We start from the raw sequence: 20,835 nt of genomic DNA on the forward strand, positions 1-20,835 counted from the left end.
TTGGGGTTAGGAAGGGGCACACGAAGCAAGGATCTGTTCCTGAGGTTGGCAAAGGGCCTCCTTTCGAAAAACTCGGGGACTGGGCAATACGGTCTCGAGCGCTCAGCCCTACCCCCGCACCTCGCGGCACACGCTCACGTGCGCGACCCCGTCGGGGAACACGAAGTCCTCGGTGAGCAGCAGTGCACCGTCCTCCGCGTGGGACAGCATCGACGTCGCACTCCCCCGCGTGGTCTCGCCGGCCAGGCTGCAGTGCACGAACGACACGTCGATCCGGTTGCCGACGCGCGTCCCGCAGAAGCGCCCGGTGGTGACCGTGTCGCCCGTGTAGTCGCCCCAGATGACGCCGCGTTCTTCGCGGTACAGGAATCGCGTCGGCGCTTCCGGGTTCACGACGCTGGCGGTGGACGACACCATGTCGAACACGCGCTCGTCGAGGTTGAACGCGTCGGTCGCGTCGGTGACGGTCTGGGTGGGCTGCTGCGGGGCGTCGGTCATGACGACATTGTGTTGATCGTCGGGAAAGCGTGTCAATCCGAGCACGATCCGTCCACTTGGGCGGCCAACTTGCGACTTGGATTGAGACGAAATGATTCCATATCGCTGACTTTGCTGGATGAATTGCCGGGTTGGTTTCTGTCGGCTTGACGTCTCTTCGGTCGAGTGGCTAACTGTGTGACTATGCGTCCAGAACCGTTCAGCTTCCGTGATCCCCGTACCCAGCCGATGCCCCAGACGGCTGCGTTCCGCGAGTACATGGGCGCGGGTTGGGGGCCCGTGGATCGCACGCCGGACGTCATCCCCGGAGCCGCGGCTGCTGCCGGTCGGCATCGTGAACTCATCAGCGCGCAGTTCGGCGGGCGCACGCTCGTCGTCACCGCTGGGCGGTCGATGCTGCGCTCCAACGACACGGAGTTCGGCTTCCGTCCGGACAGTGATTTCGTCTGGCTGACCTCCTGCCAGGCCGAGGGTGCGGTGCTCGTGATGCGTCCGTCCGGCGCCGGACACGATGCGACGCTGTTCATCCCTGAGGCTGCCGGCCCCGGGGGAGACGACGACACCTTCTATGCCGATGCGATGCGCGGCGAGCTGTGGATCGGCCCGGCCGCCGGCCTCGCGGAATGGGCTGAGGCTCTGCAGATCGAGGTCCGGTCGCTCGAGGAGCTGGATGCGGTCACCGCGTCACTTCCGTCCGACGCGCTCGGTGCAGGGCATGCGGAGCCGCGCGTCGCCGGTCGCGTCGCCGAATCGGGGGAGTTGCTCGTTGCACTCTCCGCGGCGAAGCTCGTGAAGGACGAGTGGGAGATCGGGCAGCTGCGGTCCGCCGTGGATGCGACGGTCGCGGGCTTCGAATCCGTGATCGGTGAGCTTCCCGCAGCGCTGGCGTTCGGAGGCGAGCGCTGGTTGCAGGCCTCGTTCGATCGTCACGCACGCACCTTCGGGAACGGCGTCGGGTATTCGACGGTGATCGGGAGCGGGCCGCACGCGCCGACCCTCCACTGGACGCGGTGCGACGGCCCCGTGCTGCCGGATCACGTCGTCCTGTTGGACGCGGGCGTGGAGGCACGTTCGCTCTACACGGCGGACGTCACCCGGTCGTTCCCGGCGTCCGGAACGTACAGCGCTGCCCAGCGCGAGGTGCACAATCTCGTGGAGCGCGCCCATCGCGCAGCCCTCGCCGAGGTCGGGCCCTGGCGCTCGTTCGTGAATATGCGCTCAACGGCATATGAGACGATCGCTCGCGGGTTGCACGACTGGGGGATCCTGCAGGTCTCGGTCGACGAGGCGATGTCCGCCGACGGCCAGCAGCATCGGCGGTACCTTCCGAGCGGCACCGGCCACCACCTCGGCCTCGACGTGCACGACTGCGCACGCATCGGCGACGAGCGCTACCTGGACGAGCCGTTGCTGCCCGGCGCGGTCATCACGGTGGAGCCCGGGCTGTACTTCCACGCCAACGACCTGACGGTCCCGACGGAGCTGCGGGGGATCGGCGTGCGGATCGAGGACGACGTGCTCGTCACGCCCACCGGCATCGAGATCCTGTCCTCGGCCCTGCCCATCACGGCAGACGGCATCGAGGCATGGATGCACGGCCTGCGCGCCTGACCCACCTCGTCCGTTCGCAATTCAGGAGCACCCTCGGCGTGTCGTCCGTTTCCGGTGTGAATGCGGGTCGACACGCCGAGACGCTCCTGAATTGCGAACAGACGAGCGATTCGTGCGCGGCTCCATGTGATTGATCCGGGAATCCTCGCGACTCCTTGACCCTCCCGCCGGGGGAGACGCCACACTCGAAGCAACAGAATCAGCGGCGACGCATCGGGCTCGGCGCGGGAGGAGAGGTCATGGTCATGCAGATCGGCGAGTTCGCACAGGTGAGCGGACTGACCGTCAAAGCGCTCAGACACTACGACGAACGTGGGTTACTGCGGCCGGCGCACGTCGATCCGCAGACGCGGTATCGGTCGTACGCTGCGTCACAACTGCGGAACGCCGTGCTCGTGCGGGCCCTGCGTGACGCCGGCGTGCCCATCGATGATCTGACCGATGTGACACTCGACGTCGAGACCGCGACCGCACTCCTCGACACCCGACGGACGCGACGGATTGCCGAGCGGGCCCGGGAGGACGCGGCGGAGACCGAAGCGCACAACGTGCTGGACGCCATCGGCCACCCCGTCCCGATCGAGGTGCAGGAGGCAGCCGAGCAGCACTGGGTCGGGGTGGTGATGACGGCACCGGCCGCCGACGACGATCGGCTGACGGACGATGACGCCAACACGAGTTTCGGCGAACTCTGGACCGCTCTCGATGCGCAGGGCAATCGACCGGACGGGATGTTCTGGACCACGGTCCGAACCGGGGGTGCGGCAGACGTCGTCGAACTCCTGCTGTGCTGGCCGATCCCGGAACGGTTGCCCCATGACTGGACGTTGCCCGGGCATCGCATCGAGGCCGGAACGCATCCAGTACGTCGTGAAATCACCGCATCGTGGTCGTTCGCGGATGGGCCACAGACCGACGACGCGGCCCACCCGGCAGTCGTCGGACTTCTCGAAGCGATCGAGGAGCGTGAACTCGACGTGGACCTATCTCAGCTGAGACAACGCGGCATTGCGGGGCCGGACGGTGTACCGACCGGCGTCGAACTGGTCTACACGTTGCGGGATGAGCGCCGGACCGCATAAGCCGCTCGTGCGCCCACCAGCGCGTACGTCCGTTCGCAATTCAGGAGCGCCCTCGGCGTGTCGGCCGGATTCGCGTGAGCGCGGGGCGACACGCCGAGGCGAACCTGAGTTGTGAACACATGGGCCGGGGCGGGCGAGCCCGCAAACCGGCCGCTACCGCTCAGGCTCCGCGGAAGAAGGCTCGGATCGCCTCGGCGAGCGCAGCCGGATCCGCGATGTGGCACAGCTCACGCGCGGAGTGCATCGAGAGCAGTGCCGGGCCGACGTCGACCGTGCGGATCCCGAGACGCGTCGCCGTGAGCGGGCCGATCGTGGAACCGCAGGGGACCGTGTTGTTGGACACGAACTCCTGGTACTGCACGCCGGCGGCCGCGCAGCATCGCGCCCACAGCGCTGCACCGTGCGCGTCCGTGGCGTACCGCTGGTTCGCGTTGATCTTGAGCAGGGGACCGTGGCCGGCGAGCGGACGGTTTGCGGGATCGTGCCGCTCCGGGTAGTTCGGGTGGATGGCGTGGCCGGCGTCCGATGAGACACACCACGACGCCGCGTAGGCCTGCAGACGGTCGGCGGGAGCTGCTCCCAGGGCGGCTCCGATGCGCGTGAGGACGTCATCGAGGAAGGGGCCGCTCGCGCCCGAGGTCGAGGACGAGCCCAGTTCCTCGTGGTCGAACGCCGCCAGGACGCTGATGTGCGCGGCGGAGGCAAGCGCATCACCCGGCACGTCCTCGGACGCATCGAGCAGCGCGACGAGCCCCGCGTGCACCGAGGTCAGGTTGTCCATCCGGCTGGCCGCGAACAGCTCGCCGCCGAGGCCGAAACGCGCCGGCGCCTGGGTGTCCGCGACGAGGACGTCGTATCCGGCGATGTCAGCAGCATCGATCCCGGCCAGTCCGGCGAGGTGGGCCAACAGGTCCGCTTCGGCCAGCTCACCCGTGCCGAACACGGGCGTGAGGTGCCGCTGACGGTCGAGTTTCAGCCCGTCGTTGACCTCACGGTCGAGGTGCACGGCGAGCTGCGGGATGCGCAGGAACGGCCCTGTGCGCACGAGGTGCTCCGTGCCATCGGTCGTGACCAGGCGGCCGGCGAGCTCGAGTTCACGGTCCAGCCACGAGTTCAGGAGGGGCCCGCCGTAGACCTCGACGCCGGCCTGCAGCCAGCCGGACGCACCGACGGTCGGCTTGGGCTTCAGCTTGAACGAGGGGGAGTCGGTGTGTGCACCGAGGATGCGGAACGGCGTCGTCGGGCCCGCGCCCTCCGGCTGGACCCACGCGATGATCGCGCCATCGCGCACCACGAAGAACCGCCCGGCCTCGCCACTCCACGCCTCCGTCTCGACGCGCTCGGTGAATCCCGCCGCCCTGAGTCGCCGCGCGCTCTCCGCAGCCGCGTGGTACGAGGAGGGGGATGCGCTGATGAAGTCGGCGAAATCGGCGATGTGCGTGGTGACGTCCATCCCTCCATCCAACCACTGCGATCGCCGTTGCGCCGGAACCCGCCAGAAGCACCATCCGTCGCCTACCCTGGTGTCGTGGCACGAATCCGACCGATTCTCCGTGGACCCGCCAGCGGCCTCACGGACGATGAGCGCGGCCGGATCGCCCGGATCGTGGATGCCTCGTTCTTCTGGTTCGGCACGATCGCCGCGATCTTCCTCACCTGGGTCCTCGTCACGGAAGCATTTGCGCGCGGCTGGGCACAGTCCTGGTTCATCCTTGTGATCTACCTCGTCATCGCGTATCTGGTCCTCCCGCGACTGCATACGGTGCTCTCGCGCATCTACCTGCCCGACTACTTCATCGGCCGCACCCGCACGCGCGAGGGGATCCTCGGCGACCCGGTCAACCTCGGTGTGCAGGGCAGTCAGGAGCAGATCCACGCCACGATGCGGGCAGCCGGGTGGACCCTCGCCGACGACCTCGGCCTCCGCGCGAACCTCCGCATCGTCACCTCGACCATCACGCGGCGCAGCTACCCCGAGGCGCCCGTCTCCAACCTCTACCTGTTCGGGCATCCACAGGCGTTCTGCTACCAGCAGGAGGTCGACGGCAGCCCGGGCAAGCGTCACCACGTCCGGTTCTGGCCGACACCCGAGGGATGGCTGCTGCCCGGCGGCTACCAGACCGACTGGCTCGCGGCCGGCACCTTCGACCGCAGCGTCGGGCTGAGCGTCTTCACCCTGCAGATCACCCACCGGATCGCCGACGACATCGACGTGGAACGCGACCACATCGTGGAGACGGTCACTGCGGCCGGCGTCGGCGCGGAGGTCGAGGTCATCGACAACTTCTCCACCGGCTACCACTCGCGCAACGGCGGCGGCGACGCGATCGTGACCGACGGCGATCTGCCGATCCTCGATCTGCGCGCCGTCATCGTTCCGGAGATGCGGCCGGTCGAGCCCTCGCAGACGGCTGCGGATGCGTCTGCGACGCGGGCGGCGTTCAATCGGCTCGTCGCCCTCCAGCCGCACGACGCCGAGACCGAGCTGGTGCCGGGGGCGGCGATCGCGGTCGCGGATCTACCGCAGGAGGAGGGGAGTGGCACCGCCCCGGCGGGTTCGGCTGCCGCCGTGGAGTCGGTCGCCCCGGCTCATCCCGAAGCGCAGACGGATGTCGCTCCCTCGCCCACTGCAGCGCCCGTGGTCCACGGTGAACCCCGCCCCTTCGACACGACCATCGGCGCCCTCCTCATGGTGCTGCGGTCCATCGCCTCGATCGTCAGCATCGTGTCGATGCTCTTCGCCTGGGAAGCTATCAACGTCGAAGCCGGCAACCTCGTCAACACGGCTGCCGAGCTCGCCTTCGTGCCGATCGTGCTCACCTGGGCCGTTGGAGTGCTGGCCGTCGGCACCGTCGTCTACCTGTTGATCGCAACGGCCGTGTACCGTGGCTCGAACTTCGCCCGGCTCGTGACGATGACGCTCAGCTCGATCACCATCATCAGCCTCGCCGTCGCCTACTTCCTCGGAAACGGCGGCATCACGCTCCAAACCAACCTCATCGGCCTCGCGGTCGACATCTCGATCCTCCTCGCGCTGTCCGGGCATGAAGCCCGCGACTGGGCGCGCGGCCACAAACGACGCGGAAGACGCACAACAGCATGACCACACACGGCAGACCGCCGCCCCCGCCGACCGGTTCCATTGGCTTCATCAGTTCCGCCGACCCCATCGGCTCCACCGATTCCACCGGCTCCATCGAGGACGTCGAGCCCCATTCCGGATCCACGATGCGCGCAGGGCGCTCTCGCCGACCCGCGCGCGCCTGCTGCGTCAGCACCAGACAGCGGCGGCTGATCCTCGCCATCGCGGCGGCCTGCACGATCGTCGTCGGACTCGCCGTCCACACCTTCGGGCGGGGACCGCTCGCCGATCCCGCCGGCGACGTCCTCTACGCCGTCATGGCTTCCCTCCTCGTCGCGTTCCTCATGCCGCAGTGGAGCGTGTGGCTCGTCGCATTCGTCGCATTCGTCTTCTGCGCCGGCATCGAGCTGTTCCAGGCGACCGGCGTGCCCAGCTCCCTCGCCGAACAGTGGTCGCCGACGGCGCTCGTCCTCGGCACCACCTTCGTCCCGACCGACCTCCTGGCCTACGCTGCGGGTGCCGGCCTGGTCCTCATCGTGAGTCTGGGGGTGGCCGTCGTCGCCCGGTGGATTCGGGAGGATCGGCGCACGACCCGATCACGCAATCAGCGTGCGGAGCGCATCACGACGATGTATGCCGAGCGGGAGCGTGCCGCGCAACAGGCGCGAGAGCATGCCGCGCACGACGCGCAGGAACGTGCCGCGCACGACGCGCGTGGCCACGCGGATCGCTCGGATCACGAGCGTCCCCTCGGCGACTAGTCGTCCGCTCGCACCGCCCAGCTGCCACCCCTCGCAGAATTCAGGAACGCCGACACAATTCAGGACGATTTCAGCGCACTACGGACGAAATCATCCTGAATCGTGGAAATCTTCCTGAATTGTGGACAACAGCAGCGCGAGAGCTCTAGGCGTATTGGCGCTTCTCGAGGTCGAAGACCGCCTCGGCGAGCGCGGAACGCGCGGCCTCGAACGCGACGTCGTCGGGATGCGCAACCGCATCGGCGTGCTCCAAGAGCCAGGTGGCGCTCCGCAGCAGCTCGACGGTCGACGGCGCAGGTGACGGCGCCCGCGTCGAACCGTTGTCGGGCTGGGGCGATGCTTCGGCGCGGGTGGCGATGATGTCCTCGTTCGGTCGACTGGAGCTGGGTGGAGCGGATGATGCGGACGGTGAGTCCGAGGATGCCGACGTCGCAGATGGCGACCGTCGCAACGCGGATGGCGATGTTGCCGATGATACGAGCACGGCGGCTGAATCGGCCGACGCATCACCGGTGGCCACCGGCACGGAGCCCGACACGGCAGCCTGGACAGCCGCAGGCACGGCGCCGGAAACGCCGCCGGGAACGGCATGCAGCTCGGCATCCCGCAGCGGCCGCCGCTGCTCGGGCCGCGCGATCGCGATGAGGACGGGGACGCGCCCGTCCGCATCCGGGGCGTCCTCCTCGCCGAGGACCTGGCATCGCTCCCGTCCGGAGGTGGCCCACACCGCAGCCGTCCACGCCGACAGGGCGGCATCGATGAGGTCCTCGCGATGCTTGTACGCGCGGTCCGTGAGCGGGGACGGGGTCGTCAGGAGATCGGCCGTCGCCGGATGGGTCGTGAGGTCCAGTGGGGGAGTGGCGGTCGTGAGCGAGGCGATGCGGCGCAGCAGCTCGTCGCAGTGCGCGGCGCGGGCCGCGCGACGTTCCGGCTGGGGGAGCTTGGGATCGAGTCTCTTGTACGGCGGTCGTTCGACGTCGTACCCCAGCTCGACCGCGCCGACGAGTGTCGTGTTTGGGTAGCACTCGAAGAATGTGATCGCCGCGGCATCGTGCACGGCCGTCCCGTCCTCGTAGACGAACCCGTGTGCTTCGAGCCGCGCCCGGAGCGCAGTCCCACCGAGCGCGGGCAGGGCCAGATTCGAGGGGTAGGCGGACACCTTCCAGCGGCTGTAGCGATTCCCGACCTGGCGTTCACAGAGACGCATTCCAGTTTCGTTATATACGACGAGCGGAGCATCCACACCGATCACATCGCCCGGTCGGGCGACACGGACAAGCCAGTCGACGACCTCCTGGATACCGACCGCCCAGCCGGCCTCGAGGACAGTGCCCGCAGCATCGATGCAGACGAGTCCGGTCTCGTTGGCCGGCTTCGTCGGGCTGCCCTCACCCCACGCAAGGTCGACGCCGATGAACCGGCTCACCGCTGCGCACGACCAAGCGCGCGCGAAGCCAGCAGTCCCATGCTCCCAGCGTAGACGCGCGACTCCGACCGCGGCGGCGCGCGCTCCGCGACCTGAGACCCGAGGCCGACCGATCGCCGCCGGATCCTGGACCGACCGCAGCCCCTCGACTAGCCTGGCCGGATGATCCGCAGACCTTTGGTTGTCGCTGCCGTGTCAATGCTCGCTGTGGTCGCCCTGACCGGGTGCACTCCAGGAGCTGAGGTGGCCCCGACGGCTGGGCTGACGTCATCGCCGACCTTCGCCGGAGAAACAGAGGCAGCTGACGAAGGCTCTCACAAGCCGGGACCGATTGAACGCCCCTATGTTGCGCCGGAGTGCAAGACGGTCTCCGCTGCTGCAGTGAAGCTCATCAACGAGAGTCTGGCCACTGATTCGGTCGGAGCGCCGATGGAACTCGAACGCCCTGTTGCATCCTGGTCCGAGTCCGACAACGCCTGGTTGGTGAGCGGCTCGGTCACCATCCACACCGGGCGCGATCAACCGATCGCGTTCTTTGCGACGAGAGCCTATCTGTCGGCCGAGGAGGTACCCGATGTCACCGCTGCCGACTTCAGCGGCGAGCTCTTTGCAGCGAACGGCACGGCGTCGCAATACTCTTCGCTTCCCGCCCGCGTCTACGCCGTGAGCGAGAACGGAGCGCGCGGCGCACTCGGCTGTAGTGACTGACAGCGCCGAATGACACGACGGGACAGGCCGGTCCGCCACACACAACGGAGGTCCGTCTGAGGGGAGGACGCGGGTCTCGATCGCATCCTCCCGTCAGGCGGACCTCCGGTGATCTGACGGCCGACGCGATGCAGCGTGCCGGCCGTCAGAGTCGAGGTCACCCCGAGGGGTGAGGGCTGCCTAGGAGGCGGGCCCTTCGATGAGCGTGATGCTCGCCGTGTGGCTCGTACCGGCGGTGTCGGTCCAGGTGATCGAGACGGTCTGTCCCGGCTCGAGCGACTGCATCGTGGTGGTCAGTGTTGCCGCCGAGTCGATCGCGACCCCGTTGAGCGAGGTGATGACATCGCCGGCGACGAGGCCGAGGCCTGCTGCCGGGGTGTTCGGGATGACGCTGGCGACGCCGGCGCCGACCGTGGTCTGGCCGCCCGTCGAACCGTTCACGCCGCCGCCGACCGCGCCGGACTGGCCATCCGCTGCGAGCCCGATGCCGATGAACGCCGGGTAGCCGATCTTGATGGTGTCCGTCTCGACCCCGGATTCGATCTGCTTGACGATGTCCAGCGCGTGGTCGATCGGGATCGCGAAGCCGTCGATGTCGGTGCTGCCGGACGATGCGGCGGTGTCGATGCCGACGACCTCACCCTGTGCGTCGTACAGCGGGCCGCCGGAGTCGCCTGCCTGGATGTCCGCGTCCGTCTCGATGAGGCCGGAGAGGCTCTTGCCCTGGCCGGTCTGGTCGTCCTGCACGGTGATGTTCTGGTCGAGCGCGGTGATCTTGCCCTCCGCTGCCGTCGGGGTGCCACCCTTGCCGCCGGCATTGCCGACGCCCGTCACCGCGTCACCGACGTTGACGCCGTCCTGGTCGACCGTGATGGGGGTGAGCCCGCTCGCGCCATCCAGCTGGATGACGGCGACATCGTCGGTCGCGTCCGTACCGACGACCTTCGCCGTGTACTGCTTGCCCGTCGAGACGACCGTGACCGTGATGCTGGTCGCTCCGGCGACGACGTGGTTGTTGGTGAGGATACGGCCGTCGGAGGTCAGGATCATGCCCGTGCCGGCCGCGGCGGCGCCCTGGTAGGCGAGGTCCGTGTTGATCTCGACGACGCCGACCGACTCCGCATCGGTCGCCGCACGGGTGTTCGCGGTCCCTGATCCGGACTGGCTCTGTCCCTGACCCTGACCCTGCGAGTTGGGGTCGGTCAGGCTGCCGTTGCCTCCGCCGTTGCCGCGGCCGAAGCTGTTGCCCTGCGACGGGTCGCTCTGCGTCGTCTGCTGCGAGGTGTTGTTCGCGAAGGCGTGGGTCGCGAATGCGGCGACGCCACCGACGCCGGCGATCACCATCAGCGCGGCTGCGGTCGATGCGGCGGCGATGATCCAGCCCGTCCCCTTGTGCTTTGCAGCCGGGGGCGGCGGGAAGCCGTTGTGGTGGAAGTTCGGGTACGCGCCGGGGGTGCCAGGGGTCGGTGGCTGGGTGCCGTAGGCGCCGGGCTGGCCGGGGTACTGGCCGGGGTACTGGCCGGGGTACTGGCCGGGGTACTGGCCGGGGTACTGGCCTGCGGGGTACTGGGCGCCTTGCTGCGCACCGTAGCCCTGCGGGTACTGCGGGCCCTGATACTGGCCGCCCTGGTACTGGCCGTAGGGGTAGTAGGGGTACTGGCCCTGCGCGCCGGGAACCTGCGCGGTTGGGGTCTGCACGGTTGGGGTCTGCGCAGTCGGCGTCTGCGCGGTAGGGGTCTGGTCCTGCGATGCGAGGTAGTGGGACGGCTGCGCACCATACGGGTTCGGCTGCGTGAACTGCTCGGTAGCGGCATCGGAGCCCCGGATCGCACCGTTCGAGGGAGCGGCGTATCCGGCGGACGATGCCGCAGCGCTCGCCTCGGGAGCATCTGCCGCCAGGCTGTCCACCGCGGAGGCGGGGGAGGTGCTCGCGTGCGGCTGAGACGCATCGGCGATCCCGGGCTCGACCGGTGCGGCAGCCGCGGGGGCGGCGGTTGCGGCGACCGGCTGGTCGACTGACGAATCGATGCTCGGCGTCGCGCCATCCGCTGCCTGGGCGGCTGCGGCGTTGTCGACGGGCTCGGTCGGGTCGACGGGCTCGGTGGATTCGGGTGATGCGTTCATTGGTGTGGTCCTCTCTTCGGCGAGTTGCTTCCACCATCAGACCCCCTCCACCCGAGTGCGCGATTCAGTTTCCCCCAGAGGACCCTATGACCTGTCTGGGGATTGTCTGGGTGTGGAATGTGTAAAGATCTCGCGTGAGGGCCTCGGTGGGTTCACGAAAACCCCCAGGTGGCGGGCAACTTTACCTGTGGATAACTGCATCGGCGACGCCTGGTCACGTAGCGTGCTGGACATGCGTGTTCCTCGAATCGCCCTGCTCCCGCTGCTCGCCGTGACACTCTCCGGATGTGACGGCGGGAGTGTGCCGATGCCGCCCAGCCCGAGCGCGACGCCTGCCGTCAGTGCCCCCGCATGGTCGGATGAGGAAGCCCTCGAAGTCGCCACGACTGTTTTCAAGCGATATCTCGAAATCTCAAACCAGATCTACAACGAAGGCGGAGCGAAACCCGAACGCATTGATGTGATTGCGTCCAAGACCGTTGCAGCTCGTGACCACGCTGGATTCGCGGAGGTGAGCGAGTCAACTCGGACTCTCCTTGGAAAGGTTGAACTCGTCAAGACCACGCTCCAGAGCAGACTCCTGGAGCCAGACGAAACGGGGTCTCTCGCAGCCGTGTATGCGTGCGTGGACCTGCGAGGGACGGATGTGCTCGACACCACAGGAGTATCGATCGTCTCACCAGACCGCCCAAACACGCGCACATGGGAGGTTGGTATTGGTCTGGGCGCCGCCGGTCAAGATGAATACATCGTTACCCACAAGGAAGTTTGGAGCGAGTCCGCGGAATGCGAGTAGCCCAAGCCTTGGTAGGAGTCGCAATCGTGCTCATGTTCGTCGGAGCAGCGACGACCGCGCATGCAGTTGGATGCGAAGATTCAGGCTCGTGGGTCGGAGCTTGCATCGGCAACGGCTCCGTCGGACTGAACGCAAGTCGCTCGACATCTGACGGGTCGCGGCCCGCAGCCCCAACCCAGAACAACAGCAGAACGAACGACCCAGGCAGCAGCGGCCGGGGGAGCGACAGCGAAAACCGCCCACGCGACCGCCGCCAGCCATTCCGATACGAGTCGTGTTTCGGCGGCCCCGGCGCATCGTGCAGTCGGTCGCGACCGACCCTATCGACCCCCGCACCCATCGACCCTGACGCGCCCACACCCGAAGCACCCAGCTTGCCGAGTGTCACCATCCATGACGTCGCGACATTCGCGCCGCACGCGCCGACGCTCAGCATGGAGCCCAACGGCTGGGCCGTTGTGAAGCTCCCGGCCAACTTCATCGCCTCGGCAGAGGAGCATGTGATCACCGGCACACTCCTGGGGCTCGAAGCCCGAGTGCGCTTCACCCCCGTCGAGTACGACTTCAGCTACGGAGACGGCGCCGGATTGCTCTCGCCATCAGGAGGTTCCACGTGGAACACTCTGCAACTGGGCGAGTTCTCCGATACGGCGACCAGTCACGTCTACACGACGTCTGGGGTCTACACGGCGTCCGTCGAGGTCGTCTACGAGGCCGAGTATCAATTCGACGATTCGGATTGGTTGCCTGTGTCAGGGTCCCTCTCTGTGGAGACCACCACACCGTTGTCCATCACCGCGAAGACAGCGAAGACCGTCCTCGTCGATCGCAACTGCACCCAACGTACTTCCGGCCCGGGCTGCTGAATCCGCGTCAGGCTCCGTCCACCAACCGGATGAACGCGCTCAGCTCCGCGAGACCGTCCGGGGTCGTCGGCAAGTAGTCGGCAAGTGCCGGCGAGTACACGAGGAACGCGGCCCACTGCGCGCGTGAGATCCCGACGTTGAGCCGGTTCTTCAGCAACAGGAACGACATGCCACGGGGGACGTCCGCCGGTGACGACGCCGAGAGCGAGACGATCGCGATGACCGCCTCCTGCCCCTGGAACTTGTCGACGGTCCCCACCCGAACAGCATCGAGACCGGCGGCATCGAGCGCTTCCCGAACCACCGCGACGTGCGCGTTGTACGGGCACACCACGATGACGTCACCGGCCGTGAGCGGATCGTCGATGCGGGACTCGTCCGGGTTGGTCCAGCGCTTGCCGACCACGGATCGCACGATCCCGACGATGCGTTCTGCTTCCTCGACGGAGCTCGTCGCGTTTCCCGCGTGCGGGACTTCAACGACATGCAGCCCTGGTTCCAGCCCGTCGAGTCGACGGTTGGCGGTCGCAGCGGCCGACCGGAGTTCGCCCGCGTAGGAGAGCTGCGAAACCGGTTCGGCCACCGCGGCATCCATCCGCCAGCTTTCGTGCAGGAAGTAGCCGAGTTCCGGCGGGAGGACGTCGCGGCCGTCTGCCACGAATCCGAGGGCCGAGGTGTCGATCGGTTCCGGGTGGGTTCCCTGGCTGACCTGGGGGAGTTGTTGGGGATCGCCGAGGAGCAGGAGGTTGTCCGCTGCGACACTCGCGGCGATCGTGTACGCGAGGGAGAACTGTCCGGCCTCGTCGACGACGAGGAGATCGAGCTGCCGGCGATCGAACCGGACCGGGTTGCTGAAGTCCCACGCCGTGCCGCCGATGACGTATCCGCCGGGATTCTCCCGGGCGAACGCCGCGTGACCATTCGACGGGAGGATCGTGTACGCGCGCTCGATCGCAACATCGGCCCCGGCCTTTGCCGCCTTCGCGACGAGGGCCGGGGAGAGCCCGGCCTTCACGATGCGTTCGAGCAGGTTCTCGACGACATCGTGCGATTGCGCCACCACCCCGACCGTCCAACCGTGTTCGGCGACGAGGTCGGCGATCACATGCGACGCGACGTAGGTCTTCCCGGTCCCGGGCGGGCCCTGCACCGCGAGGTACGAGTGGTCGAGGTCGAGGAGTCCGGCGGTGACGTCGCGGATGGTGTCCCCGGTGTCGGGAAGTTGCCGACCGGACCGTGTACGCGGCGGCTGGCGCCGGAGGATGTCGACGACCCCGTCGGCCGGCCAATCCGGGTGCGCGTCGACGATCCGTTGTCCCCACTCGGCGATGGCATCCACCTGGGTGCCCGGGCGCGGAGGGGGCGATGGGGTGAGCGCAGTCGGGAGGTCGTCGTAGGGGTCGCGGTCCGCTTTCAGCGTCTCCTGGATGAGGATCGAGCCGTCTTCATCGTCGACGTCGAGGATGGTGATCTGGCCGGCGGGTCGAGAACCTGCCTCTGCGCGGGGGAGCGTGAATGGCCCCGGGTAGTCGTAGACGGCGAAGGGATCGGCGCCGACTTTGACGGAGCTGCCGGGCGCCCACCGGCCGAAGAGCCGCACGTGTCGGCGATCGCTGCGTTGTCTGCCCTCGCGGAACCAGTCCCGCTCGATGTCCCCGCCGGTCACGGTGAACACGTTCCGAACGTCCTCCCATTCGGAAGAATCCGCGACCAGACGCGAGAAATGCTCCTGCCAGAACGTCTTGTGTTCACGACGGTGGTAGTCGATGGCGGCCGCTGCGAGGGCATACGCGATTGCGTCATCGGATCGGTCGGGGTCGAGCGGGTCGCCGGCGAATGCGCTCAGCGCGTTGTGCAGCGCGGTCGGTTCGTCCGGGACCAGCTCCTCCTGGTCGGTGAGGAACGCGCCGGGCGTGATGCCGTGGTCCGCGCCGAGCGAGAGCAGCCAGTTGCGGAGGCGTCGCGTCGATTCGCAGTCGTACTCGTTGTAGTCGGCGATCTCGGCGAGCTTGTGCTCACCGAGAGCTTCCAGGGCGGGATCGCCGCTCCGGACGAGGTCGCGGGCGGTCGCATACTCGGTGATCGATGCCGCGGCGTTCGTGACATCGCCGTCGCGATGATCCTCACCCATATAGAGGGGCTCGAGTTTCTTGATCGAGTAGGAGCGGGAGCCGACGCGGAGCGACTTGCGGACGAGCGGGTAGAGGTCGATGAGAACGCCGTCGCGCAGGAGATCATCGACCACGTGTTCGCCGATGCCGTGCCGGGCGGCGAGGGAGAGCAGGTGCGTCCGCTCATATGCGGCGTAGTGGTAGACGTGCATGCCCGGGTACTGCGCGCGGCGCTCGGTGAGGAACGTGAGGAAGGCGTCGAGTGCGACGCGTTCTTCGTGGAAATCATGCGCCCACCAGGCACGGAATGCACCCTCGGCGTCGACCATGCCGAAGAGGTAGTCGATGCCCCAGCGGGTGGTCTCGCCGACCTTCGGAGTGCCCTCGGTGTAGAGCGGGTCGCCTTCGAAGTCGAAGAAGATGTCGCCGGGGTTCGGCTCAGGAAGGAGGCCGAGGGCTGCGGCGTCGTGCACGATGAACGGGGGAGTGCCGATGGTCGTGGGCGGCTGGATCTGCAGGCGCGCCTGCTCGCGAAGCCCGCGGAGCGTGGCATCCGGGATGCCCGCAACAGTCATCGGCTCTGCATGGTGGTGCCCATGCACGTAGTGCGCCGCCCCCGCCTCCACTCCCGGCCCCGGTCCCTGAGCCCCGTCCGCCGGTCCCTGAGCCTGTCGAAGGGCCCCGCCCTCCCGATCCCCGTCGCCCGGTCCCTGAGCCTGTCGAAGGGCATCCCCCACAACCCGAACCCCAGCAAGCTGATCAATCGTCTCGATTCCCGCTGCGATCAGGCGATCCCGTTGGGTCAATCGAAGCCCGGCGACCAGCAGAACGTCACGGCTGGCGGTGATTTCCGCATCGCAATAGGCGCAGTGTCCGCACACGCTGTAACGGGGATCGCCCCATCGGACGGGTCGATCATCGGTGAGGCGTTCGTCGACGACGCGAAGCAGTCGAGCGCGGCGGCGACGATACACCGGGAGGATGTCGCCGACGGCGTGGGTGCTGACGGTGCCGTCGCCGAGGATGAGGTCGACGTGGTCGTCGACGGGGATGCCGGCGGTGAGGAGCTGGTCGACGTACGCGGCGAGTTGCAGCAGTGCGGTGACGCGTGGCGACCGTGCGAGCTTGGTGTCTTGAACCCGGTATCTGCCGTCGGGGCGGCGGATGATGAAGTCCGCGAACCCGATGAATGACCCGTCGAAGAAGGCACCCTGGAAGACGACGGGTGCGCCGCTGCGGAAGGCGTCGAGCGTCGTGTCGACGGCTGCCGCCAGCGCTTCCGCATCGCGGACGCTCGGTCGTTCGAGTTCGATCACGCCATCGCCAAACTCCTCGCGATACGCCTCAAGCACTCTGAGCTCATGCTGATCGCCGAGTTTGGACGTGCGGACGAGCATCTCGTCTTCAGGCTCATCGAGGCGTTCGATGTGCCCCAGTTTCTCGTCGATGCCCCGCAGGAACGCGAACTCGCAGTACGAGGCGTTGCTGAGGTCGCTGGCCGAGGTGACCGGCTGGCCATCGAGGAGGAACATCGGTGCGGCGGCCTTTCGACGGTGGCGGGCGTGGTGCGGCCAGTCTGGCACGGGCGGGTGACATGGGCGCCACCGCGAACACGGACCTAGGCGACAACGACCCCGCTTGAGCGATACTCCGGCGCATCGGCCTCAGACTTGAACTCAAGGACTTCCACCGGGTCTCGGTACTCTTGGTCACACGCCTGCTCAGACGAACGGACCCAATGTGACACACGCCCTTCGAGTGGTGGCTGCGGTCGTCATCGTGGACGGCACCGTTCTCGCGTGCCGACGGTCGCCGGGGAAGTCTGCCGGTGGACAGTGGGAGTTCCCGGGCGGGAAGGTCGAGAGCGATGAGTCACCCGCTGATGCCCTCGTCCGCGAGATTGAGGAAGAACTCAGCACGACCATCGTGGTCGGGGACCTTTTCGACCGGTCAGTGACGGAGCTCGAACACGTCGTGATCGATCTGAGTTGCTACGCAGCATCGCTGGTCGGCACAGCCCCGACCCACAGCATCGATCACGATGCGCTGCGCTGGGTCTCTCGCGCTGAACTCGACAGCCTTGAATGGGCGAAGCCAGATCTGCCGATGGTTCGACTTCTGCACCGGCTTCTTCCTTGATTTCCCGGCCGCATCCTTCATAGCAACCCCACAGAACCCACCAAGCACCCGGCGAGCGCCGCTTGCTTCACTGCTTCCTACGCAATTCCGCGAAAGGAGCACAACCATGAACGACCGCACGCGCAGCACAGACATCGGCACGACTCCCGGCGCTTCCAACCCGGGCACGGTCCCGGTCGACCCCCGCTGGCTCGACGCCGACGGCAACCTCATCGATGAGGACGACCGCGGCCTCGTCTACGACATCCGCACGCTCGTCAATCGGCGCAGCGTGTTCGGGCTGTTCGGCGGCATCGCTGGTGCGACGCTCCTCGCAGCGTGCTCCAGCCCGGCGACGTCGAGCACCCCGTCCGCCGGCGTCGGCACGGCCGCGGCGACACCAAGCGCCAGTGCAAGCGCCACCGCCGATGCCGCAGGCCCCGTCTCGGAGGTCCCGGACGAGACCGCCGGCCCGTACCCGGCGGACGGATCGAACGGCGTCGACGTCCTGGACGACTCCGGCATCGTCCGCAGTGACATCCGCTCGAGTTTCGGCTCGTCATCGACCACGGCCGCGGGCATCCCGCTCACGATCCAGCTCGCCGTCCGCAACGCTTCCACTGGCAACGCGATGACCGGCGCCGCCGTCTATCTCTGGCACTGCGACCGCGACGGCGAGTACTCCCTCTACGGGCAAGGCGCCGCCAAGAACGAGAACTACCTCCGCGGCGTCCAACAGGTGGATGCGCGCGGTCTCGTCACGTTCACGTCGATCTTCCCGGCGGCGTACTCCGGGCGCTGGCCGCACATCCACTTCGAGGTGTACTCCGATGTCGCAACGGCCGTCGCATCCGGCCCGATCGTGAAGACCTCACAGATCGCCCTCCCGAAGGAAGCCTGCGACGCCGTCTACGCGACCACCGGATATGAACAGAGCGTCCGCAACCTCGCCCAGACGAGCCTCACCCGCGACATGGTCTTCGGCGACGACGGCGGCATCCACCAGATCGCGACGATGTCCGGCGATGTCGTGAGCGGGTACACCTCGGCGCTCACGATCGGGGTGTGACGCGTTTGATCATTACTCGTCCGTTTGACCAACTATTGATGTCGGACGCTGCGAATATGGTCGCAGCATCCGCTCATCCGAAGCGGCGCACCCGATTGGAAGCTACATGCGAGTCAGCCCGTACCACTCCTCAAATCCCTCCGACCCTGACGTTCACCACACCTTCAACAACTGCGTGAGTGGGCAACAGATTCCGGCACGCAATCGACTCCAGGGCACAGGCGGCTATCGCCTGTGCGCGCACTGCCGCGAAATGTAGTACACGGTCTGGCGCAGGACGGAGCAGTCCTGCGCCAGGCCATGGCTAGAGAGCATAGAACTGATCAGTTCACGCTGCGAATGCTTCATTCACCCGAAAGTTCAGCGCTCAAGATCCGAGAAACCGATCCGCCGCCACTCGACATCGTGGAACATCGACCCGACCGAGGGCTCGTATCCACCACGACGCTCATCCGTCATCGCGCACCCCGCCGACCACCGTTGTTCGCCCTCGCGACGTCGTTCCCCCTTTGCCGCCGCCGATCCTGACACGGATAAGGATTCGAACGGTTCGCACTGAAGACAGGATGGAGCCGTGCGCCCGACCACCCGACAACTGGGGGAGATCGCACCCTGGCGGAAATCCGTCGACATTCGCCGCCCACCAGCGCGATACGCTCAGAACATGTACATGGAAGGCCCGCGCGGGCTGCGTAACCCCGAGACTCTGGCCGAACGACAACGGATGCTCGAGGAAACGGCCGCAATCCAGCCGCTCCGTGAGTGGACCGCGAGCATGGTCGCCCGCCGGATCGGCCGCCAAACGGACCTCCTCGTCCCCGAATTCGACCCCGCGGACTCGGCAGCCGACGCGAAGACGCTCATCCTGCTGGACGCCCCTGGCACGATGCTCCCCGACACCGCCGACCGCCCCGGATCCGGCTTCGCCTCCGTCGACAACGACGACCCCACCGCCGAGAACCTCTGGAATCTCCGCAACACCCTCGGACTCGAACACGTCGTCGTGTGGAACATCGTCCCCTGGTACCTGGCCCCCGGCCGCAAGAAGCCCAACGCGGCAGAACTCGCCCAGGGCGCCATGGAACTCCGCGGCCTGCTCCCCATCCTCCGCAAGCTGCGCGTCGTGGTCCTGTGTGGCCCGCACGCACAGGAGGGTTGGTGGAAGCACATCGAACCGTTCCTCGGCAACACCTACAGCGCCTTCAACGCGCCCCACCCGTCGCCGCTCGCGCTCAAGCAGCCCGGTCGCCGCGAGGAGATCGAGCGCACCTTCGCCCGCGCAGCACAGGTCGCCGGCTAACGCACCAGGCATCGCCCACCCTTGACTCGCGGTGCACCCGCGTGATTAGGCTGGGCGCATGGACGAGCCGACGGTGTCCCCGGAAATCATCCTCGACGCGCGCCGCCGCACGAAGCGCGGCGGCGCCCTCACGTTCATCGTCCTCGGCATGATGTGGACATCACTGCTCGTGATCCGACTGGTCGAAGCGAAGACTCCCACAGTCGAATGGCAGTACATCGTGGGGTCTGCCGCAGCCCTCGGCATCCTCGGGTACTACTCGGTCGGCTGGTGGCAGGCGAACCGGGACCTCCGCACCTTCCGCGCCCTGCATGACGCACGCCTGCGAGCGGAGTTCGGCCGATGACACCCCACCGACGCCTCGACGACCTCGACGTCTCACCCATCGCCGCCGGCACCGCCGGACTCATCTTCGACGAGACGATGGACGGCGCCAAGCGCATCGCCGCCCTCACCGCAGCGGTCGAGGGTGGGACGACCGTGTTCGACACCGCCTATGCCTACTCGCCGGCGGGCGGCGGGCACGCCGGGGAACGGATCATCGCGAACGCGCTGCGCGACATCGGCGCCGACGACGTCACCATCGTCACCAAGGGCGGCCATTTCCACGCCGCGGACGGCACCTTCCCGATCGATGGCCGGCCCGCCGCCATCCAGGAGCACTGCCGCGGCAGCCTCGAAGCGCTCCGCGTCGACGCCATCGACCTGTACCTCCTGCACTGGCCGGACCCCAAGCTGCCCTTCGACGACAGCGTGTGGGCCCTGCGGGAACTCGTCGACGACGGCCTGGTGCGGCGCATCGGCCTGTCCAACGTGACGATCGAGCAGCTCGAGACCGCCCGGGAGATCACCCACATCAGCGCCGTGCAGAACCGCTACCTGATCGGCGGGGGAGAGGACGCGATGCTCCGCACCACCGAGGCGCGAGGCATCACCTACCTGGCGTACTCGCCACTCGGACTCGTCGACGACTGGCGAGCGTTCGCCGCGCGTCCCGGCATCGCCACCCTCGCGACGACACACGATGCGACCGCCCAGCAACTCGTCATCGCGTGGCTGCTCGCGCGCAGCCCGTCGATCGTGCCGGTGAGCGGGGCGACCAAGCCGTCGACGGTTCGGTCCACGATCGCGGCGGCTGATCTCCTGCTGTCGCCGGAGGACATCACGGTGCTGTCGGCCGAGCTGGGCGCGGTCACGACGCGGTAGCGAGCCGCCCGGACCCGCGGGGTCTGCGAATCCCGCGGCCCTGCGTGCGGCTCGCGCACCCGGGACTGCGACTCCCG

Annotated in this window: 17 protein-coding genes; 12 read left to right on the plus strand and 5 right to left on the minus strand. The window is 67.6% G+C overall.

From position 1 onward, the window contains the following. Positions 1–108: 108 nt before the first annotated feature. The gene (locus tag ACL9RL_RS07370) at positions 109–498 is read right to left on the minus strand and encodes a hypothetical protein (RefSeq protein ID WP_422779584.1); all 390 of its coding nucleotides are present in this window, start codon (positions 496–498) and stop codon (positions 109–111) included. A 183-nt stretch (positions 499–681) separates the two neighbouring features. Here ACL9RL_RS07370 and ACL9RL_RS07375 point away from each other — a divergent pair, with 183 nt between their 5' ends. Beyond that, positions 682–2,109, plus strand: a complete 1,428-nt coding sequence (locus ACL9RL_RS07375; protein WP_422779844.1) for an aminopeptidase P family protein — start codon at positions 682–684, stop codon at positions 2,107–2,109. A 239-nt stretch (positions 2,110–2,348) separates the two neighbouring features. Further along, complete coding sequence (locus ACL9RL_RS07380) at positions 2,349–3,191, plus strand: MerR family transcriptional regulator (RefSeq protein ID WP_422779585.1); 843 nt, start codon at positions 2,349–2,351, stop codon at positions 3,189–3,191. A gap of 160 nt (positions 3,192–3,351) precedes the next feature. Here the strand turns inward: ACL9RL_RS07380 and ACL9RL_RS07385 are convergent, their stop codons facing one another. Further along, positions 3,352–4,644, minus strand: a complete 1,293-nt coding sequence (locus ACL9RL_RS07385; RefSeq protein ID WP_422779586.1) for a M18 family aminopeptidase — start codon at positions 4,642–4,644, stop codon at positions 3,352–3,354. 75 nt (positions 4,645–4,719) lie between these two features. Here ACL9RL_RS07385 and ACL9RL_RS07390 point away from each other — a divergent pair, with 75 nt between their 5' ends. After that, complete coding sequence (locus ACL9RL_RS07390; RefSeq protein ID WP_422779587.1) at positions 4,720–6,294, plus strand: LssY C-terminal domain-containing protein; 1,575 nt, start codon at positions 4,720–4,722, stop codon at positions 6,292–6,294. Continuing rightward, on the plus strand, positions 6,291–7,034 hold the full coding sequence (locus tag ACL9RL_RS07395) for a DUF2809 domain-containing protein (protein WP_422779588.1): 744 nt from the start codon (positions 6,291–6,293) through the stop codon (positions 7,032–7,034). Before ACL9RL_RS07390 ends, ACL9RL_RS07395 begins: the two co-directional genes overlap by 4 nt. 145 nt (positions 7,035–7,179) lie before the next feature. Here ACL9RL_RS07395 and ACL9RL_RS07400 read toward each other — a convergent pair whose 3' ends face one another. After that, positions 7,180–8,460, minus strand: a complete 1,281-nt coding sequence (locus ACL9RL_RS07400) for a DUF429 domain-containing protein (protein WP_422779589.1) — start codon at positions 8,458–8,460, stop codon at positions 7,180–7,182. Positions 8,461–8,841: 381 nt separating this feature from the next. On the opposite strand from ACL9RL_RS07400, the gene ACL9RL_RS07405 reads away from it, so the two are divergent. Beyond that, complete coding sequence (locus ACL9RL_RS07405; protein ID WP_422779590.1) at positions 8,842–9,168, plus strand: hypothetical protein; 327 nt, start codon at positions 8,842–8,844, stop codon at positions 9,166–9,168. Positions 9,169–9,348: 180 nt separating this feature from the next. On the opposite strand, the gene ACL9RL_RS07410 is transcribed toward ACL9RL_RS07405, so the two are convergent. Next, positions 9,349–11,292: a S1C family serine protease gene (locus ACL9RL_RS07410; RefSeq protein ID WP_422779591.1), complete on the minus strand. Its 1,944-nt coding sequence runs from the start codon at positions 11,290–11,292 to the stop codon at positions 9,349–9,351. Positions 11,293–11,479: 187 nt separating this feature from the next. On the opposite strand from ACL9RL_RS07410, the gene ACL9RL_RS07415 reads away from it, so the two are divergent. After that, on the plus strand, positions 11,480–12,088 hold the full coding sequence (locus tag ACL9RL_RS07415; protein ID WP_422779592.1) for a hypothetical protein: 609 nt from the start codon (positions 11,480–11,482) through the stop codon (positions 12,086–12,088). Positions 12,089–12,462: 374 nt separating this feature from the next. Continuing rightward, complete coding sequence (locus ACL9RL_RS07420; protein ID WP_422779593.1) at positions 12,463–12,954, plus strand: hypothetical protein; 492 nt, start codon at positions 12,463–12,465, stop codon at positions 12,952–12,954. 7 nt (positions 12,955–12,961) lie between these two features. Here ACL9RL_RS07420 and ACL9RL_RS07425 read toward each other — a convergent pair whose 3' ends face one another. Next, positions 12,962–16,597, minus strand: coding sequence for an AAA domain-containing protein (locus ACL9RL_RS07425; RefSeq protein ID WP_422779594.1), 3,636 nt, complete (start codon positions 16,595–16,597; stop codon positions 12,962–12,964). A 229-nt stretch (positions 16,598–16,826) separates the two neighbouring features. Here ACL9RL_RS07425 and ACL9RL_RS07430 point away from each other — a divergent pair, with 229 nt between their 5' ends. The 5 genes from ACL9RL_RS07430 (at position 16,827) to ACL9RL_RS07450 (ending at position 20,758) form a co-directional block, all read left to right on the plus strand. Beyond that, on the plus strand, positions 16,827–17,204 hold the full coding sequence (locus ACL9RL_RS07430; protein ID WP_422779845.1) for a (deoxy)nucleoside triphosphate pyrophosphohydrolase: 378 nt from the start codon (positions 16,827–16,829) through the stop codon (positions 17,202–17,204). Between the two features lie 106 nt (positions 17,205–17,310). Then, positions 17,311–18,252: a 3,4-dioxygenase subunit beta gene (locus tag ACL9RL_RS07435; RefSeq protein WP_422779595.1), complete on the plus strand. Its 942-nt coding sequence runs from the start codon at positions 17,311–17,313 to the stop codon at positions 18,250–18,252. A 724-nt stretch (positions 18,253–18,976) separates the two neighbouring features. Beyond that, positions 18,977–19,552 (plus strand): uracil-DNA glycosylase, encoded by a 576-nt coding sequence (locus tag ACL9RL_RS07440; RefSeq protein ID WP_422779596.1) that lies wholly within the window; start codon positions 18,977–18,979, stop codon positions 19,550–19,552. Between the two features lie 58 nt (positions 19,553–19,610). Beyond that, on the plus strand, positions 19,611–19,898 hold the full coding sequence (locus tag ACL9RL_RS07445; RefSeq protein ID WP_422779597.1) for a hypothetical protein: 288 nt from the start codon (positions 19,611–19,613) through the stop codon (positions 19,896–19,898). Beyond that, the gene (locus ACL9RL_RS07450) at positions 19,895–20,758 is read left to right on the plus strand and encodes an aldo/keto reductase (protein ID WP_422779598.1); all 864 of its coding nucleotides are present in this window, start codon (positions 19,895–19,897) and stop codon (positions 20,756–20,758) included. Before ACL9RL_RS07445 ends, ACL9RL_RS07450 begins: the two co-directional genes overlap by 4 nt. The last annotated feature ends 77 nt before the right edge of the window (positions 20,759–20,835 follow it).

Origin of the sequence: Plantibacter sp. Mn2098 (assembly GCF_049319745.1) — a bacterium.
In the GTDB taxonomy this organism is placed as follows: domain Bacteria; phylum Actinomycetota; class Actinomycetes; order Actinomycetales; family Microbacteriaceae; genus Plantibacter.

Excerpts from the sequence above, each read along its gene's own strand:
- ACL9RL_RS07370 (WP_422779584.1), bottom strand. The coding sequence starts at position 498 with ATGACCGACGCCCCGCAGCAGCCCACCCAGACCGTCACCGACGCGACC.
- ACL9RL_RS07375 (WP_422779844.1), top strand. The coding sequence starts at position 682 with ATGCGTCCAGAACCGTTCAGCTTCCGTGATCCCCGTACCCAGCCGATG.
- ACL9RL_RS07380 (WP_422779585.1), top strand. The coding sequence starts at position 2,349 with ATGGTCATGCAGATCGGCGAGTTCGCACAGGTGAGCGGACTGACCGTC.
- ACL9RL_RS07385 (WP_422779586.1), bottom strand. The coding sequence starts at position 4,644 with ATGGACGTCACCACGCACATCGCCGATTTCGCCGACTTCATCAGCGCA.
- ACL9RL_RS07395 (WP_422779588.1), top strand. The coding sequence starts at position 6,291 with ATGACCACACACGGCAGACCGCCGCCCCCGCCGACCGGTTCCATTGGC.
- ACL9RL_RS07410 (WP_422779591.1), bottom strand. The coding sequence starts at position 11,292 with ATGAACGCATCACCCGAATCCACCGAGCCCGTCGACCCGACCGAGCCC.
- ACL9RL_RS07425 (WP_422779594.1), bottom strand. The coding sequence starts at position 16,597 with ATGTTCCTCCTCGATGGCCAGCCGGTCACCTCGGCCAGCGACCTCAGC.
- ACL9RL_RS07435 (WP_422779595.1), top strand. The coding sequence starts at position 17,311 with ATGAACGACCGCACGCGCAGCACAGACATCGGCACGACTCCCGGCGCT.
- ACL9RL_RS07440 (WP_422779596.1), top strand. The coding sequence starts at position 18,977 with ATGCTCGAGGAAACGGCCGCAATCCAGCCGCTCCGTGAGTGGACCGCG.
- ACL9RL_RS07445 (WP_422779597.1), top strand. The coding sequence starts at position 19,611 with ATGGACGAGCCGACGGTGTCCCCGGAAATCATCCTCGACGCGCGCCGC.
- ACL9RL_RS07450 (WP_422779598.1), top strand. The coding sequence starts at position 19,895 with ATGACACCCCACCGACGCCTCGACGACCTCGACGTCTCACCCATCGCC.